Source organism: Gammaproteobacteria bacterium, from assembly GCA_016195665.1.
Lineage (GTDB): Bacteria > Pseudomonadota > Gammaproteobacteria > SURF-13 > SURF-13 > JACPZD01.
Genome location: JACPZD010000020.1, coordinates 33,931 through 49,242, shown reverse-complemented (window position 1 = coordinate 49,242; position 15,312 = coordinate 33,931). Strand labels below are relative to the sequence as shown.

The window sequence follows — 15,312 nt, the reverse complement described above, 5'->3', positions numbered from 1 at the left end:
TAAGTACCTTTATCAGTCAAACCACCAAGGCAGTTTATAGAGTACCGCAAGCCCCACCACTATCAACCATACAATCGTGATGGGAATGAACACTTTCCATCCCAAACGCATGATCTGATCGTAGCGGTAGCGCGGGAAGGTGGCGCGAAACCACAAGAACAAAAACAGCAAAACGGCGATCTTGAGGAGCAGCCAGATCATGCCGGGCACCCAGGCAAACACCTGCTCCACAAAAGGAATGCCTTCAAACGGCGACAGCCAGCCGCCCAGGAATATCAGCGCGGCGAGCGCTGAGACCAGAATCATGTTGGCGTATTCGGCCAGATAAAACACCGCGAAGGCCATGCCGGAATACTCAACGTGAAACCCCGCGACGATCTCCGACTCGCCCTCGGCGACGTCGAACGGCGCACGGTTGGTCTCCGCCACGCCGGAGATAAAATAAACCAAAAACACCGGCAGCAAGGGCAACCAGAACCAGTGCGCGAAACTGCCCTCCTGCGCGCGCACGATGTCGCCGAGATTCAAACTCCCCGCCGCGATCAATACCGCCACCAGGGCGAAGCCCATGGCGATCTCGTAAGAAACGATCTGTGCGGCGCAACGCATCGCGCCGAGGAAGGCGTACTTGGAGTTGGATGCCCAGCCCGCGATGATCACGCCGTAGACGCCCATCGAGGTCACTGCGAGCACGTACAGCAGACCGGCATTGATGTCGGCGAGCACCAGAGTGCCGTCGAACGGGATGACCGCCCAGGCGATCAAGGCCGGCGCCAGCGACAAGATCGGCCCGATGATAAACAGTGCGCGGTTTGCCCCTGACGGAATGATGATCTCTTTCATCAGCAGCTTGACGATATCGGCGATCGGTTGCAGCCAGCCGCGCGGCCCTACGCGGTTGGGGCCGATGCGCACCTGGATGTAGCCGATGATCTTGCGCTCGGCATAGGTCAGCGCAGCCACGGTAAGCGTGACCGGCAACACGATCGCCAGGATCTTGAGGACGATTTGTGCGGTAACCGGGGTACTCGCCCATGCTTGGGGGATGAAATCAAACATATAATCCCCTCGCCTCAGGCCCGCTCGACGGTTATAGTCCCAAAGGCAGGTCCAAGAACCGCGCTCTTAGGTAATGCGGCGGAAATCAACGCGCAGCCGTCCGCGATCCGTTCATCAATCTCCACGGCGAGCAGCGCGCTCGCCTCGCCCTGCCGGGCCTGGGCGAACTGGCCCGCGCTTAAACCCGCGCGCCGGGCCGACGCGGCATTGAGGCGCAGCGTCGCATCTTGTGACTCGCCGGTCTCTTGCAAGCCCTGCGCGCGGCGCACCAGCCCGTCCATAGCATACATGGGCACATCAGCAATACGCGTCAGGCCGTCTGTGCTGTGGGGTAACTCGGCGGGTGTCCAACGGCCGGCCGGCGCCTGGCTGCCGGACTGATCTATCAGGCTCCGCACTTCGTCGCGCACCTCTTCGGAAGAGAGGTAATCAAAGCCATTCACGGCAAAGAGATTACCCAGCACGCGCAACACCTTCCACCCCGGCCGCGCCTCACCGGCAGGCGAAACAGCACCGGCGAAGCTCTGCCAGCGGCCCTCGGCGTTGACGAAGGCGCCCGATGTTTCAGCGAAGGCCCCGATCGGCAACAGCACGTCGGCATAGTCCCGCATCGCCTTGCTGTTGAAGGCGGAAAGTGCGACGACGAATTCGGCGTTGTGCAGTGACTTGAGCGCCGCTGCGGGATCGGCGCTGTCAAATTCGGCTTCGATACCAAACAGGACATAGGCCTTCAGCCCCTTTGTCAGCATCGCATGAGCATCCAATCCGGGTGCGGCGACGGCCTTACCCGCCGCCTCACGATGCGGCAAGGCGCCTGCGATCCAGCCACCCACGCTATTAGCGGCTTCGGGCAGATGGCCGAATCGCGCCCCGCTCAGCTCGGCGATCCGGCTCGCCAGGGCATTGAGCATGGAGAACTGAGGATGGGCCTGCGCCAGATTGCCGAGCAGCACCGCAGCCTGCGCGTTCTTTAATTGTTGCGCGATACTGCGCTCGGTCGGAGTGGGGTGTACCGTGGCCAACAGTTTTGCGAACTCGGCGGGGATGTGTTGGCCGCCGGTCTCCAACAAGGCCTTTGCTATCCCCGCCAGCGCGCGCACCATTCCGGCCGGATCGGTGATGATCTTTTCCGCCACCGGGAAGGCAAAGTCATAGTCCACCGGGTTGATGAACATCAAACGGGCGCTGTTCCATTGAGTGGCCTGACGCAAACGGTGGGCAATGATCGGTTGCTCACTGCGCACGTTTGAACCGATCAGCAATGCCGCATCGAGCTGCTGCAATTCAGCAATGGATGCGCCGAGACTTGGGAACACCGGCGCCCATTCCTGGCCGTTGAAATCAGCCTGCCTCAGGCGGTGATCTATATTGCTCACACCCAGGCCGCGCATCAGACGTTGCAGCAGGTACATCTCCTCCAGCGTCGCCGACGGGGAGATCAAAGCGCCGATTTGTTCAACACCGTCAGACTGAATCACGCCGCGCAGACCTTTTACCACCGCCTGCAGAGCAGTGTTCCAGTCGGTTTCCTCCCACGCCCCCTGCCGTTTAATCATGGGGACTTGCAGCCGGTCGGGACTGTTGAGGCCTTGATAACTAAAGCGGTCGCGATCGGAGATCCATACCTCATTGATCTCCTCGCTCTCGCGCGGCACCACGCGCATCACCTTGTTATCACGCACGTGCAGATACAGATTGGAGCCGACCGAGTCGTGCGGCGCGATCGTCTCGCGCTGCGCCATCTCCCAGGCACGGGCGGTGTAGCGGAACGGTTTGGAGGTGAGCGCGCCCACCGGACAGAGGTCAATGACATTGCCGGACAGCTCGGAGACCATCGCCTTTTCGATATAGGTGCCGATTTCCATGTGCTCGCCGCGGCCGGTAGCGCCGAGTTCCATCAGGCCGGCGATCTCCTGGCCGAAGCGTATGCAGCGGGTGCAATGGATGCAGCGCGTCATGTCGGTCATGATAAGCGGGCCGATGTCCTTGTCCTTCACCACGCGCTTCTTTTCCTGGTAGCGCGAGGCGCTCGCCCCGTAACCCATCGCCAGGTCCTGCAGTTCGCACTCGCCGCCCTGATCGCAGATCGGGCAGTCGAGCGGATGATTGATGAGCAAAAACTCCATCACGCCCTTCTGCGCCATGATGGCCTTGGGGGACTGGGTGTAGACCTTCATGCCCTCGGTCACCGGCGTCGCGCAGGCCGGCAAGGGCTTCGCCGCCTTCTCCACATCCACCAGACACATGCGGCAGTTGGCCGCGATGGAGAGCTTCTTGTGGTAACAAAAACGGGGAATGGGGATGCCCGCCTCATCAGCGGCCTCGATCAGCATCACGCCATCGCGCGCCTCGACGGCTTTACCATCAATCTCAAGGTTAATCATGCGCATCTGCCGCCTAGTGGGCGCCCGCCAGACAGCGGCCATGTTCGATGTGATGCTCAAATTCAGCGCGGAAGTGCTTGATAAAGCTCACCACTGGCATGGCCGCGGCGTCGCCCAAGGCGCAGATGGTGCGCCCCTCGATCTTGTTCGCCATGTCCACCAGAAGGTCGAGATCCTGCTCCCTCCCCTCACCATGTTCGATACGGTGTATGACCCGCGACAGCCAGCCCGTGCCCTCCCGGCAGGGCGTGCACTGGCCGCACGACTCTTCATAATAAAAATGAGAAATACGTGCTAAGGCATTAACCATACAGGTACTATCGTCCATTACGATCACCGATCCGGCGCCCAGCATCGAGCCTGCCTTGGAGAGCGAATCGTAGTCCATGTCGGTATTCATGATGATCTCGGCGGGCAGTACCGGCACCGAAGATCCACCGGGTATCACCGCCTTGAGGTTGTGTCCGTTACGCACCCCGCCCGCCATCTCCAGCAGCTTGGCGAACGGCGTCCCCATCGGGACTTCGTAATTGCCCGGCTTGTTGACATGGCCCGACACCGAAAAAATCTTGGGACCGCCGTTATTCGGTTTCCCCAGCTTTAAGAACCACTCACCACCGTGGGTCATGATGAGCGGGACAGAGGCCAGCGTCTCGGTGTTGTTCACGATGGTGGGACGGCCATACAGCCCATAGCTCGCCGGAAACGGCGGCTTGAAGCGCGGGAAACCTTTTTTCCCTTCCAGGGATTCCAACAGGCCGGTCTCCTCGCCGCAGATATAGGCCCCCGCGCCCAGGTGATTGTTCACGTCAAAATCCACACCGGAACCCAGGATATTCTCGCCCAACAGCCCCGCCTCGCGCGCCTCGCGCACCGCCTGCTCCATACGCTCATAGGGCTCCCAAAACTCGCCGCGCATATAGTTGTAGCCGACCGTCGCGCCGATGGTGTAACCGGCGATCGCCATGCCTTCAATCACCTGGTGCGGGTTATAGCGCATGATGTCGCGGTCTTTGAAGGTGCCGGGCTCGCTCTCGTCGGAGTTGCAGACGATGTATTTCTGGCCCGGCGCGCCGCGCGACATGAAGCTCCACTTGAGGCCGGTGGGAAAGCCGGCCCCGCCGCGTCCACGCAAAGCGGACCTTTTCACCTGGCTGATAATCTCGTCGGGTGCGGTCTTTTCGGCCAGAATCTTTTTCCATGCCGCATAGCCGCCCGTGCCGAGATAGGTCTTCAGCGACCACGGTTCCGGCAGATGCAAATTACGAAAGCAGACTTCGTTGGCCATCGGTTAGTCCAAACTGCTTAGAGCATATCCATAAATAGCTCCCCCTGTGTCCCTTGCGGGAGAAGGCTTCACCACGGAGGGCGCGGAGGAGAACCTTGAGAGTATTCCTCTGCGTCCTCTGCGGTAAGTTATTTATGGATAAGCTCTTAATATCTCGTCTATCTTTTCCGGCGTGAGATTTTCATGGTAGATCTTGCCGATCTGGCAGCATGGCGCTCCGGCGCAAGCGGCCAAACACTCCGCCACCTTCAGGGTAAACCTGCCATCCGGGGTGGTCTGCCCGGGCTCGATACCGAGCCGTTTCTTGAAGTGTTCGAGAATCTCGCTGGAGCCGCACAGCATACAAGAGATATTGGTGCAAACATAGATCTTGTGCCGGCCCACCGGTTTCAAATCGTACAGCGTGTAAAAGGTGGCGACCTCGTAGACCGCTATGGGCGGCAGGTCAAGGCAATCGGCCACGGCGTCCATCAACTCGGTGGTCAGCCATCCGCCGTTGGCCTCCTGGGTATAACGCAGCGCGGCCAGCAAGGCCGAGCGCTTTTGTTCCGGCGGATACTTGAGACATTCGCGGTCTATCGCCGCACGCACAGACTCAGGGAGTAAATCGGATTTTCTCTTCATCTGGGCAGCCATCTGGGCATCTCTAAAAATAGTGGATTTTGGCTTTAGGCAAGGCGGAATTCTGCGAGAAAGCGGTCGCTCCTGCGCATCCCTGCGCCCGCGACATTCGGGCTCCCTGCCCAGCAGAGTGTACACGACAGTACATGAGCATTTCGAGCAGAATTCCAACGCAGCATAAAGACAAAAGACACATTTTTAGAGGTGCCCATCAGCGATCTACTTCTCCGAAGACTATATCCTGCGAGCCTATAATCGCGACGACATCGGCCAGCATGTGGCCACGGCACATCTCATCGAGGGCAGCCAGGTGAGCGAAGCCCGGGGCGCGCACCTTGAGCCGGTAAGGTTTGTTGGCGCCATCGGAAATCAGATATACGCCGAACTCGCCCTTCGGCGCCTCGACTGCCGCATAGGCCTCGCCCTCCGGGATGCAAAAACCCTCGGTGAACAGCTTGAAGTGATGAATCAGGGCCTCCATATCGGCCTTCATCTCCTCGCGGCGCGGCGGCACGACCTTGTGGTCTTCAATCATCACGGAGCCGGGGTTGGCGCGCAGCCAGTCTATGCACTGCCGCACGATGCGATTGGACTGCCGCAGCTCCTCAATTCGCACCAGATAACGGTCATAGCAGTCACCGGTCACGCCGACCGGAATGTCGAAGTCGAGCCGGTCGTAGACCTCATAGGGCTGCTTCTTGCGCAGATCCCATTCGACCCCGGAGCCGCGCAACATCGGGCCGGTAAAACCCAATTGCAGGGCACGTTCCGGCGTGACCACACCGATGCCGACGGTGCGTTGCTTCCAGATACGGTTGTCGGTGAGCAGGCTTTCGTACTCTTCCACGTAAGCTGGAAAGCGCCGGGTAAAGTCTTCGATAAAATCCAACAGCGAACCCTGACGGTTGGCGTTCCGTTCAACGGTCTCTTTTTCGTTGTGCCACTTGGAGGATTTGTACTGCGGCATCCGGTCAGGCAAGTCACGGTATACGCCGCCGGGGCGATAATAGGTCGCGTGCATGCGCGCCCCCGACACGGCCTCGTAGCAGTCCATCAGGTCTTCGCGCTCGCGGAAGCAGTACAGGAATACGGTCATGGCGCCGATGTCGAGGGCGTGCGCACCGAGCCACAACAGGTGATTCAAGATGCGCGTGATCTCGTCGAACATCACGCGGATGTACTGTGCGCGAATCGGCGGCGTGATACCGAGCAGCTTCTCCATCGCCAGCACATAGCCGTGCTCGTTGCACATCATGGAGACGTAGTCGAGGCGGTCCATATAACCGATGCTCTGGTTGAAGGGCTTGCTCTCGGCGAGCTTTTCGGTGCCGCGATGCAGCAGGCCGATATGCGGATCGGCGCGCTGGATCACCTCGCCGTCCATCTCCAGCACCAGTCGCAACACACCGTGCGCGGACGGGTGCTGCGGACCGAAGTTCATGGTGTAATTACGAATCTCCATCATTCGCCCCCTGTTGGGTTTTATCCACCACGTAACGTTGGTCATGACGGATGACGCGCGGCACCAGCACGCGGTTTACGATCTTCACCGGTTCGTACACGACGCGCTGTTTTTCGGGATCATAGCGCATCTCGACATTGCCGATGAGCGGGAAGTCCTTGCGGAACGGATGGCCGACAAAGCCATAGTCTGTGAGGATGCGCCGCAGATCGGGGTGCCCTTCAAACACGATGCCGAACAGATCGAAGGCCTCACGCTCAAACCAGTTGGCGGAGGCCCAGACCTCGACCACGGAATCCACCATCGGCATGTCGGCGTCTTCAGCGAATATCCTGACACGCAAGCGCCGGTTGTGTTTGAGCGAGAGCAGGTGGTAGACCACGGCGAAGCGCGGTCCGCTCCAGTGTTGTTCGGGATAATCGGGGAATTCGATGACATCCTCGGCGATGAGCCCCGTCTCGCCGCGCGAACCGTGGCCGTATACGGAATAGTCCACGCCGCACACATCCATCAACTGCTCGAAGTGGAAAGCTTCCTCGTCGCGCAGTGCGCGGCACACCTCAAGCAGCCGGTTACGAGGGATCTCGATCGTCACCTCGCCTATGGATTCCTTGCAGGACGTCAGCAGGCCGCCAAACCTTTCTTTAAGGCGCGCGGCAAGGCTCTGAGTCGTCATGTCAGGCATAGAAGGCGTCTTAGCGGGCGATGGTGTTGGTGCGCTTGATTTTGTTCTGGAGCTGAATGACTCCATACAGCAGCGCCTCCGCCGTGGGCGGACAGCCGGGTACGTAAACATCCACCGGCACGATGCGATCGCAACCGCGCACCACGGCGTAGGAATAGTGATAATAGCCGCCGCCGTTGGCGCAGGAGCCCATCGAGATCACCCAGCGCGGCTCGGCCATCTGGTCATAGACCTTGCGCAACGCGGGCGCCATCTTGTTGACCAGTGTACCGGCTACTATCATGACGTCGGACTGGCGCGGGCTGGGACGAAATATCACGCCAAAGCGATCCAGGTCGTAACGCGCAGCGCCGGCGTGCATCATCTCGACGGCGCAGCAGGCGAGTCCAAAGGTCATCGGCCAGAGCGCGCCGCTGCGCGCCCAGTTGATGAGGCTGTCAAGGCTGGTGGTGACCATGCCTTTTTCAAGGATGCCTTCTATGCCCATAGGATCACTCCCATTCCAAGGCCCCTTTCTTCCATTCGTAAATGAAACCCACGACCAGAATTCCGAGAAACACCATCATCGCCATGAACCCGAACAGGCCGATCTCCTTCAACACGACGGCCCAGGGAAACAGGAAGGCGATCTCCAAATCAAAGATGATAAACAGTATCGCCACGAGGTAATAGCGCACATCGAACTTCATGCGCGAGTCTTCGAAGGCCTCGAAGCCGCACTCGTAGGGCGACAGCTTCTCGCTGTCGGGGCGGTGCGGGGCGAGCAAGAAACCGCCCACGATCGGCAGTACGCCAAAGGCGATGCCGACCACAATAAAAATCAAGATAGGCAGGTAATTCTCTAGCACACCAACCTCATTCTACAGGCCAACAACCTCTTTAGAGACAGTCTAAGCAGAAGATTTAAACAAGTCTAGTGACTATTTATTGTATGGTGCCGACGGCGAGACTCGAACTCGCACAGCTTACGCCACCGCCCCCTCAAGACGGCGTGTCTACCAATTCCACCACGTCGGCATTCATTAATAGAAGCTTGCCTCTAGTTCGGGATATCCGAAGCCGGATTTGGCGCAGACTGACCAGCAGGGTTCGCGGGCACTGGCGTCACGGGCCTGGCCGGCAGACCCGTAATGGGATCCGTTGCTCCCCTCTCAGCGGGTACCGCAGGCTGAGCGGGCAATGTCGGCAAATCGGTTTGCGGCGCCGGCGCCGGTTTATCAGCCGGGGCCGTGATGGGCGCAAGCCGCTCCACCGCACCCGTGGTTTTCGCACGCTGACCCGAGAGGTAAGCCAGACCCAGGCTTGCGGCGAAGAACACCACGGCCAATACCGCGGTGGTGCGTGTCAGAAACGAGGCCGAGCCTTGGCTGCCGAACACCGTCTGCGACGCGCCGCTGCCAAATGCCGCGCCGACGTCAGCGCCTTTGCCGTGCTGGAGCAGTATCAACACAATAAGGCCCGCGCAGGCCAGTACATCTATCACCAATAAAGCTGTAAGCATGCTTCCATCACCCTGCCGCCTGACAAATAGTCAGGAACTCATCGGCGTTCAACGACGCGCCGCCAATCAACCCGCCGTCTATATCCGCCATATTAAAAAGGTCATGGGCGTTTGCGCCCTTGACACTGCCCCCATAAAGAATCTGTATGGAATTTGCTATTGTAGCATTGTGTGCGGCAATCCGCCCCCGGATAAAGGCGTGAACGGCTTGAGCTTGTTCAGGCGTAGCCGTCTTGCCGGTGCCAATCGCCCACACCGGCTCATAAGCAATCAGCGCCCCGGCCAGCCGGGTTACTTCCACCTTGGCTAGAATCGCATCTAGTTGGCGGGCCACCACTGCCTCGGTTTGGCCGCCCTCCCGCTCCTCCAGCAATTCGCCCACGCAGATGATGGGCTTCAGCCCTGCATCCAGCGCACGCACGCATTTCTGCGCGACCACGGCATCGTTTTCCCCGTAATAGGCGCGCCGCTCGGAGTGCCCCACGATCACATAGCGGCAACCGGCATCCAGCAACATCGCCGCGGAGACCTCGCCGGTATAAGCCCCCGCCGCCTCCGCTTCGGCGCACAGATTCTGCGCCCCCAATGCGATCCGGCTGCCAGCAAGCAGAACCGCCGCCTCGGCAAGATACAAGGCCGGCGGACACACCACCACCGCGCCCGTTTTGACTCGGGCCATGCCTTGCAAAATACCCCCGATCAGCGACCGGGTAACGGCCCTGGAACCGTTCATCTTCCAGTTCCCGGCCACGAGCTTTTGGCGGCTCATGCGACCCTCCTAAAAGCCGCCAAGCTTACTGAGCTTAGCCAAAAATAGCAATTTGCTATTTGAAACCCTACGAAACGTATTTTGAGTGTCACCCCTACAACGGTTTTGACAGGGCGGATTCAAGTTCGAAGTGACCACGGTGGAGGAACTGCGTAAAGCGCGGTAGGCTGAGTTGATAAACCCAGCATTTTTGCGATCGTGATGGTTATCGCTGGGTTTCGTTCCTCAACCAGCCTACTGCACTATTACACTCAAGCGAGCGTAGCTCGGATGGAATGAAATGGGAATGAAATGAAATCCGGGAGTCAAAATCCTGATTGATCACCCTACCCTCAAGGGGGGGTGCTGCTGCGTTGCATCCAGGCTATTTGTTGAGATCACTTTCCGGCGGGCTTTGCCGCATTGGAATTGATGGTGACACCGCGCTTGCGCAACTCCTCCACCAAGAGCTTGGCGTTCGGGTTGCCTTGCTCCGCGAGTTTGGCGGTGTCTGCGGCGAGCGCATCCAGCGCCGCGCGCAGTTTTTGGGATTGCTGGACTTGCGCTTCCTGATTGGCTTCCATCGCCTTCAGATTCCCTCGCTCAGAGAGTAATTGGGTGGTTTGAAATGCTATCCACACCAACAGTGCGAGCAAAAGCAAGAGCAACGGGACAAGGGGGCTGTGCGCTTTGCTTTCGTTACGAGCCGGTTCTTCGAAGCCGGGTTCCATTATGGCTTGTTGTCCTTGGGCGTCACGGCGCCTGATACCGGTTGCGGTTCGCTTTTTCCTGCGGCAGGGGTGGTACTGCCGGCCGCTGCCGGTGGATTCACAGTGAAGGTGATCCCTTGCTTCGCCAGCAAGTCCTTGAGTTGTGTATCCTGGTTACGCGCCGACAGATCGGCCAGAGCCTTGACCATCTCGCGATACAAGCCCTCCAGTTGGAGGCTTTGCTGCAAGTATTGGTTGCGCGTATTCACGTCGGCTTGTGCCGAGCGGTTGCTCATAAACAGTCCCATGTTGACCAGGATCAGCGCCAGCAGAAGCAGCGCTGCCGCGGTCAAAATCCAAAATTCCCCTTTTTTAAGCATGTTTTTATTTTCTCAATTCGCTTTAATTCTAATCGTTTTTGACTGCGAAATGAAATTATCTCACCCCACGGCGCATCCGCATGAGCGTGAGCATGAAACAGCCCAGCGCCAGCAGTGCCCAAGTACCGGGTTCGGGGACTGTTCCCGGCGAGCCGGCGACGACATTGCCTTGAACACGCAGTTGGATGTCCTGCAGGGCGTCGCTATAGCCACTCGCATTGTGCCCCAGCGACGCGAGTTGAATGTCATCGCTGAACGAGCCTAGCGCCGTGGGATTGAAGCCGACACTCATGCCGCCATTTCCTTGCCCGGCAGCAAGATTGCTGAAGGAACCGAACCCGCTGTACGTGAAGTCCTGCGTATCGAGAAAACTAAATATCCCGTCAAGTAAATCCGCGGGGCCGAAGGCCGAGTTGAACGCCTCCAGAATAGATGCGATTGCACCCGATCCAAACACCACCGTGCCGAAATCCAGGACAAACAGATTGCCGCCGCCTGTAAATGAGCCGCCGCCGGAGTTCTTGCGTAGCGCTGCATCGGCATAGTTGTTGACCTGCGCATTCAGGTCTATAGACACGTCAGCCAGCGCCAGGTCGGGCATGTCGGGATTCTGGCTGGCCAGCATGAGGATGCCGTTGTCCGTGAATATGCCGGCGGTAGAGGTGCTCAAGCCGACTTGCAGACTGGTGGTATCGGCCGGTCCTCCGGCGGTCAGCCCGCTGACACTGCCGCTGGCCGAGAACGGCGCGGATGCGCCGCCTAAGCTGCCGCTGAGCGTGTCGTTCAAGGCCGTGGCCGGGGCGCTGTTGGCCAGAGACACCGTTTGTGCCGCTACCACATCGCCCACATGAACAATGCCAAAGTTGATGCTGGTTGTGCCGGCACTGGCTTGGGCGGGGGTATACACTTTACCGTTTAAGTTAACGTTGCCGGTTCCCACGGAAATATCCGCTGCGCCGGTGGTGCCCGCACCGGTGGAGACGAAGTTCAGCCCCTGGGTTCCGGTGAAAGTGCCCGCTGTGCTGGTATTTAAGGCGACCTGGATGGCGCTGCTATCGGTGGCGCCGGCCGCTAAGTTGCTAATGCTGCCAGAAGACGTGAAGTCTGCCGGTGTAGTGCTGCCGCGGGTGACGTTCAAGCCCTCGGTAAAACTATCGGGCGAGGTATTGGTCACGCTGATGCCCGCGGATGGGCTGGCGTCACCGACGCGCGCGGCAAGGGTGATCGAGCCGGTGTTAATAACCGGATCGGCTAAGCGATACCCGGTGGCCTGCACATTGACATTCGCATTCGCCAGTGCAAGGTCGCTAAGGCCGCTCACGGTGCCGTTCGACGCGAGATTCAGCGTCACCACCCCGGACTGCGCACCCGCCCCGCCGACGTTCAGACCCACGTTAATGGCGTTGCTGGTGCTGCCCGCGGCAAGATTAGTAATGGAGCCCGTGCCGGTTGCTCCGCCGGAGGCGCCGCCTACACTTGCGTTCAGTCCTTCCTGGAATCCCGCAGGCGAGATATTGGTGTTACCTATGGTAATAGCCTGAGTCGGGCTGCCGCCGATACGCACATTGCCCAGATTCACGTTCGCGGGCACGGTCGGCTGCGCCACCTGGAACACCCCACCCGTCACGTTCACCGTTTGTGAAGACAGCGTGGTTTGTGTGCCGTTGTTAAACGTGCCATCCGAGGCGAGCGCGATGGTGGCTGTGCCATTGCGCGACCCGGCAGTCGTGGTATTGATGCCGACGAGCAGGCTGGAGTTGTCGGTGGCGCCTGCTGCAAGACCGGTAAAGGAGCCAGCTGCGGTGAGGCCCGCGCTACCCGTGCTGATTGAGCCATTCAAGCCCTCTGCCGGACCGCTGGCTGTGTTGCTGATGGATAAGGCTTGTGTGGGCACGACTGTGCCAACGCGCACATTGCCAAAGTTAACCGGCTCCGGCGAATGGGGGCCGGCCTGGGCAAGGTTGCCCACCGTGCCGGTGACCAGGCCATCCAGGTTGATGACTTGAGTGGGAAGCGCAGCAATGCCCAAACCACTCGTGCCGGTTCCATCGGAGTTGAGCAGGATCTGCACGTTGGCCGAATAGGCGCCGGCGCTGCTGGTATTTAGCGTCACAATCATATTGGCATTGTTGTTTGCGCCCGCCGCTAATTGGTTGATGAAGCCTGCAGCCGAAAATTGGCCCGGATTCGCCCCGCCGATGGCGCCGAACGCGGCGTTCAACGCTTCCGAGAAGCCATCGGCAGTGGCTAGGTTGCTGATGGACACGGTCTGGGTCTGCGACGAGCCCACCAGCACATTGCCGAAGTTGATCGGGGCGATGCTGTTCGCTTGCGCCAGGCGATAGACATTGCCTGAGACGTTAATCGTCTGCGAGCCCACGCTGGTCGTTCCCAGGCCGCTGGCGCCGGCGCCGTCGGAGACGTAGTTCACCGTCACTGTACCGCTACGCGCGCCCGCTGCCGTGGTGTCAAGCGTGGCCGACAGATTGGTATTGTTGGAAGCCCCGCCCGCGAGCAGGCTGACCGAACCAGCGTTGTTACCGGCGTTGCCGGTATTGGACCCGAAGCTTGCGTTGAGCCCCTCGGTAAAGGCGCCCGCCGGGGCGGTGTTGCTTACCGTGAGTCCCTGAGTAAGTACGTCACCCACATGGGCATTGCCAAACACCACCGGTGAAGGCGTGGTATTGCCCGCAGCGAGGTTATAAGCCGCGCCGGTGATCGTCAGGTTCTGCGCGTTGGTATTGTCGAAGTTGTTGCGGATGTGCACTTGCTGACCGGTCAGCGCGCCGCCGCTGGCCGCACTGAACGTGACGCCTAAATTGCCAGTATTACCACCGGCGGCGACTGGCCCCCAATTCGAGGCTGTCACGCCCGCTCCCGACAGGCGCGCATCGGTAATGTTGCCGCCATTGACCGTGGTCTGGATCGCGCCGAGCAGATCCGGGCCACCCGTATTGGCGTTGCCAATCTGGTAATTAAGCGTGCTTGAGCTGCCGACGTGAATGTTGCCGAAATTCATCGTCGCATTGCCACTGGTGGGCGTGGGTACAATATTGCCCGAGAGTGTCTGGGCGGTGCTGGGGCTCAACCCCGCCGCCAGAATCTGGCCGGCGCCGGTGACATTAGCGCGATTGTTGAAGCTGTTCCCTGAGCCGAAGTTTGCATTGTTATAAGCGTTTGACACCGTAATGTTGTTGGTACCGAGTGCGAGATTACCGTTGTTGGTCAAGGTACCCGCCGTGCTTGCGGCGCCAATCGCCAAGGCGCCGCCGGCATCGCTTTGCACGGCGCCGGCGGCGCCCGTGATGCCATTGGTCGCGGTCAACGTGCCGCCGAAGGCCTGGACAGTGCCGGTATTCTGAATATTGGGATTGACTATGCCGCTGCCGTTGACCACGCCGGAGTTTATCAAGCTGGCAGGTGCGTCGAACGTGCCGCCGCGCATGGCCAGTGTGCCGCTGTTGGTGAATGCACCGGTCGAATTAAATGTGCTGCTGTTGCCGACAGTGACCACGCCCAACGCGTTATTAATAAAGGCGCTGGCGGTGGTGAAGTTGCGTCCGTTCTGGATCGTAAAATTACCGGGCGTCGTCGTGGTTGCGTTGGTGGCCAGACTGGCCAGCGCATCGCCGCTCGTGTTGTTGTTAAGCAGATTGGAGTTCGCGCCGTCGAGCAGGATCGTCGCCGCGTTAGTGACGATGTTGGCATTGGGCAGGCGCAGATTCGAAGTTCCGCCGCCCGCAATCACTTCATAAGCGCCGCCAGTGAGGGTCGTGCCCGACAAATTGGTGAAGGCGACCGCCGGTGAGACGGTCAGCGTTCCTCCATTCGCCGCGCGTAGTGTCCCACTGTTGGTAAGGTTACCGTTCGGCGCAATCGTGATCAATCCGCCATTGACATCCGTGGCAATCGTGCCATTGTTGATTAGATCGGCCGCACCGCCGGCAAAGATTTGACTGCCAATCGTCCCGTTTTGACCGTGAATGATGACACCTGGATCGACCGTCAGGGTCGTACCGCCTTCAATGGCGATGCGGTTACTGCTTCCGGTGTTGCCCAGCACGATGTTGCCTATACCCGTGGTGCCGATGCTTTGCGTCCCTTGGAAAGACAAGATGCTGTTGTTGTTGATGTTGAACGCACCGCCCGTATTAATCGTCGTTCCTCCGCCGATGCGCTCAATAGCGGTGGCCGTAGCGAGATCGATGGTGCCGTTGACCGTTACGCCGTTCAGAAAATTGTTTCCGTTGTTTGTCGGCGCCAGAACCCCGCCGCCGGTGGTGTTGATCGTCCCACCGGTAATCGTTACGCCGTTTTGGACGACACTACTCCCCGCACCGGTGGCGTCGATGTGGCCGCTGCCGGCGTTGGTGACCGCACTACTCAACTGCAAGGTGCCGCCGTTTTGAGCAGACAGTGTGGCATTGTTGGTGGTGAGACCATTCACCGCAAGATTGACCGTTCCACCCGAGAC

At 59.5% G+C, this 15,312-nt stretch carries 13 protein-coding genes and 1 tRNA gene; all 14 read right to left on the bottom strand.

The window, feature by feature from the left end:
* Positions 1 to 12: 12 nt before the first annotated feature.
* The 14 genes from nuoH to HY028_05340 all read right to left on the bottom strand — a co-directional run bounded on the left by nuoH (position 13) and on the right by HY028_05340 (position 15,285).
* Positions 13 to 1,059, bottom strand: a complete 1,047-nt coding sequence (gene nuoH / locus HY028_05405; protein MBI3344281.1) for an NADH-quinone oxidoreductase subunit NuoH — start codon at positions 1,057 to 1,059, stop codon at positions 13 to 15.
* Between the two features lie 14 nt (positions 1,060 to 1,073).
* The gene (locus tag HY028_05400; protein ID MBI3344280.1) at positions 1,074 to 3,443 is read right to left on the bottom strand and encodes an NADH-quinone oxidoreductase subunit G; all 2,370 of its coding nucleotides are present in this window, start codon (positions 3,441 to 3,443) and stop codon (positions 1,074 to 1,076) included.
* Positions 3,444 to 3,456: 13 nt separating this feature from the next.
* Entirely contained in the window at positions 3,457 to 4,731 is a 1,275-nt protein-coding gene (nuoF, locus tag HY028_05395; protein MBI3344279.1) for an NADH-quinone oxidoreductase subunit NuoF, read from the bottom strand.
* A 132-nt stretch (positions 4,732 to 4,863) separates the two neighbouring features.
* Entirely contained in the window at positions 4,864 to 5,367 is a 504-nt protein-coding gene (locus HY028_05390; GenBank protein ID MBI3344278.1) for an NAD(P)H-dependent oxidoreductase subunit E, read from the bottom strand.
* Between the two features lie 196 nt (positions 5,368 to 5,563).
* The gene (locus HY028_05385; protein MBI3344277.1) at positions 5,564 to 6,838 is read right to left on the bottom strand and encodes an NADH-quinone oxidoreductase subunit D; all 1,275 of its coding nucleotides are present in this window, start codon (positions 6,836 to 6,838) and stop codon (positions 5,564 to 5,566) included.
* A complete protein-coding gene (locus tag HY028_05380) occupies positions 6,801 to 7,490 on the bottom strand; it encodes an NADH-quinone oxidoreductase subunit C (protein MBI3344276.1) in 690 nt (229 codons plus the stop codon). Before HY028_05380 ends, HY028_05385 begins: the two co-directional genes overlap by 38 nt.
* A gap of 19 nt (positions 7,491 to 7,509) precedes the next feature.
* Positions 7,510 to 7,986: an NADH-quinone oxidoreductase subunit B gene (locus HY028_05375; protein MBI3344275.1), complete on the bottom strand. Its 477-nt coding sequence runs from the start codon at positions 7,984 to 7,986 to the stop codon at positions 7,510 to 7,512.
* Between the two features lie 4 nt (positions 7,987 to 7,990).
* A complete protein-coding gene (locus tag HY028_05370) occupies positions 7,991 to 8,347 on the bottom strand; it encodes an NADH-quinone oxidoreductase subunit A (protein MBI3344274.1) in 357 nt (118 codons plus the stop codon).
* Between the two features lie 84 nt (positions 8,348 to 8,431).
* Positions 8,432 to 8,516: transfer RNA gene (locus tag HY028_05365), tRNA-Leu, on the bottom strand.
* Between the two features lie 22 nt (positions 8,517 to 8,538).
* Complete coding sequence (gene secG / locus HY028_05360) at positions 8,539 to 9,000, bottom strand: preprotein translocase subunit SecG (protein ID MBI3344273.1); 462 nt, start codon at positions 8,998 to 9,000, stop codon at positions 8,539 to 8,541.
* 7 nt (positions 9,001 to 9,007) lie between these two features.
* Complete coding sequence (locus tag HY028_05355; GenBank protein MBI3344272.1) at positions 9,008 to 9,769, bottom strand: triose-phosphate isomerase; 762 nt, start codon at positions 9,767 to 9,769, stop codon at positions 9,008 to 9,010.
* A 377-nt stretch (positions 9,770 to 10,146) separates the two neighbouring features.
* Positions 10,147 to 10,479, bottom strand: coding sequence for a hypothetical protein (locus HY028_05350; protein MBI3344271.1), 333 nt, complete (start codon positions 10,477 to 10,479; stop codon positions 10,147 to 10,149).
* Positions 10,479 to 10,838, bottom strand: coding sequence for a hypothetical protein (locus HY028_05345; GenBank protein ID MBI3344270.1), 360 nt, complete (start codon positions 10,836 to 10,838; stop codon positions 10,479 to 10,481). The genes HY028_05350 and HY028_05345 overlap by 1 nt, the downstream gene beginning before the upstream one ends.
* 55 nt (positions 10,839 to 10,893) lie before the next feature.
* Positions 10,894 to 15,285, bottom strand: coding sequence for a choice-of-anchor D domain-containing protein (locus tag HY028_05340; GenBank protein MBI3344269.1), 4,392 nt, complete (start codon positions 15,283 to 15,285; stop codon positions 10,894 to 10,896).
* Positions 15,286 to 15,312: the final 27 nt, after the last annotated feature.

Excerpts from the sequence above, each read along its gene's own strand:
- secG (MBI3344273.1), bottom strand. The coding sequence starts at position 9,000 with ATGCTTACAGCTTTATTGGTGATAGATGTACTGGCCTGCGCGGGCCTT.
- nuoH (MBI3344281.1), bottom strand. The coding sequence starts at position 1,059 with ATGTTTGATTTCATCCCCCAAGCATGGGCGAGTACCCCGGTTACCGCA.
- HY028_05350 (MBI3344271.1), bottom strand. The coding sequence starts at position 10,479 with ATGGAACCCGGCTTCGAAGAACCGGCTCGTAACGAAAGCAAAGCGCAC.
- HY028_05355 (MBI3344272.1), bottom strand. The coding sequence starts at position 9,769 with ATGAGCCGCCAAAAGCTCGTGGCCGGGAACTGGAAGATGAACGGTTCC.
- nuoF (MBI3344279.1), bottom strand. The coding sequence starts at position 4,731 with ATGGCCAACGAAGTCTGCTTTCGTAATTTGCATCTGCCGGAACCGTGG.
- HY028_05390 (MBI3344278.1), bottom strand. The coding sequence starts at position 5,367 with ATGGCTGCCCAGATGAAGAGAAAATCCGATTTACTCCCTGAGTCTGTG.
- HY028_05375 (MBI3344275.1), bottom strand. The coding sequence starts at position 7,986 with ATGGGCATAGAAGGCATCCTTGAAAAAGGCATGGTCACCACCAGCCTT.
- HY028_05400 (MBI3344280.1), bottom strand. The coding sequence starts at position 3,443 with ATGATTAACCTTGAGATTGATGGTAAAGCCGTCGAGGCGCGCGATGGC.
- HY028_05345 (MBI3344270.1), bottom strand. The coding sequence starts at position 10,838 with ATGCTTAAAAAAGGGGAATTTTGGATTTTGACCGCGGCAGCGCTGCTT.
- HY028_05380 (MBI3344276.1), bottom strand. The coding sequence starts at position 7,490 with ATGACGACTCAGAGCCTTGCCGCGCGCCTTAAAGAAAGGTTTGGCGGC.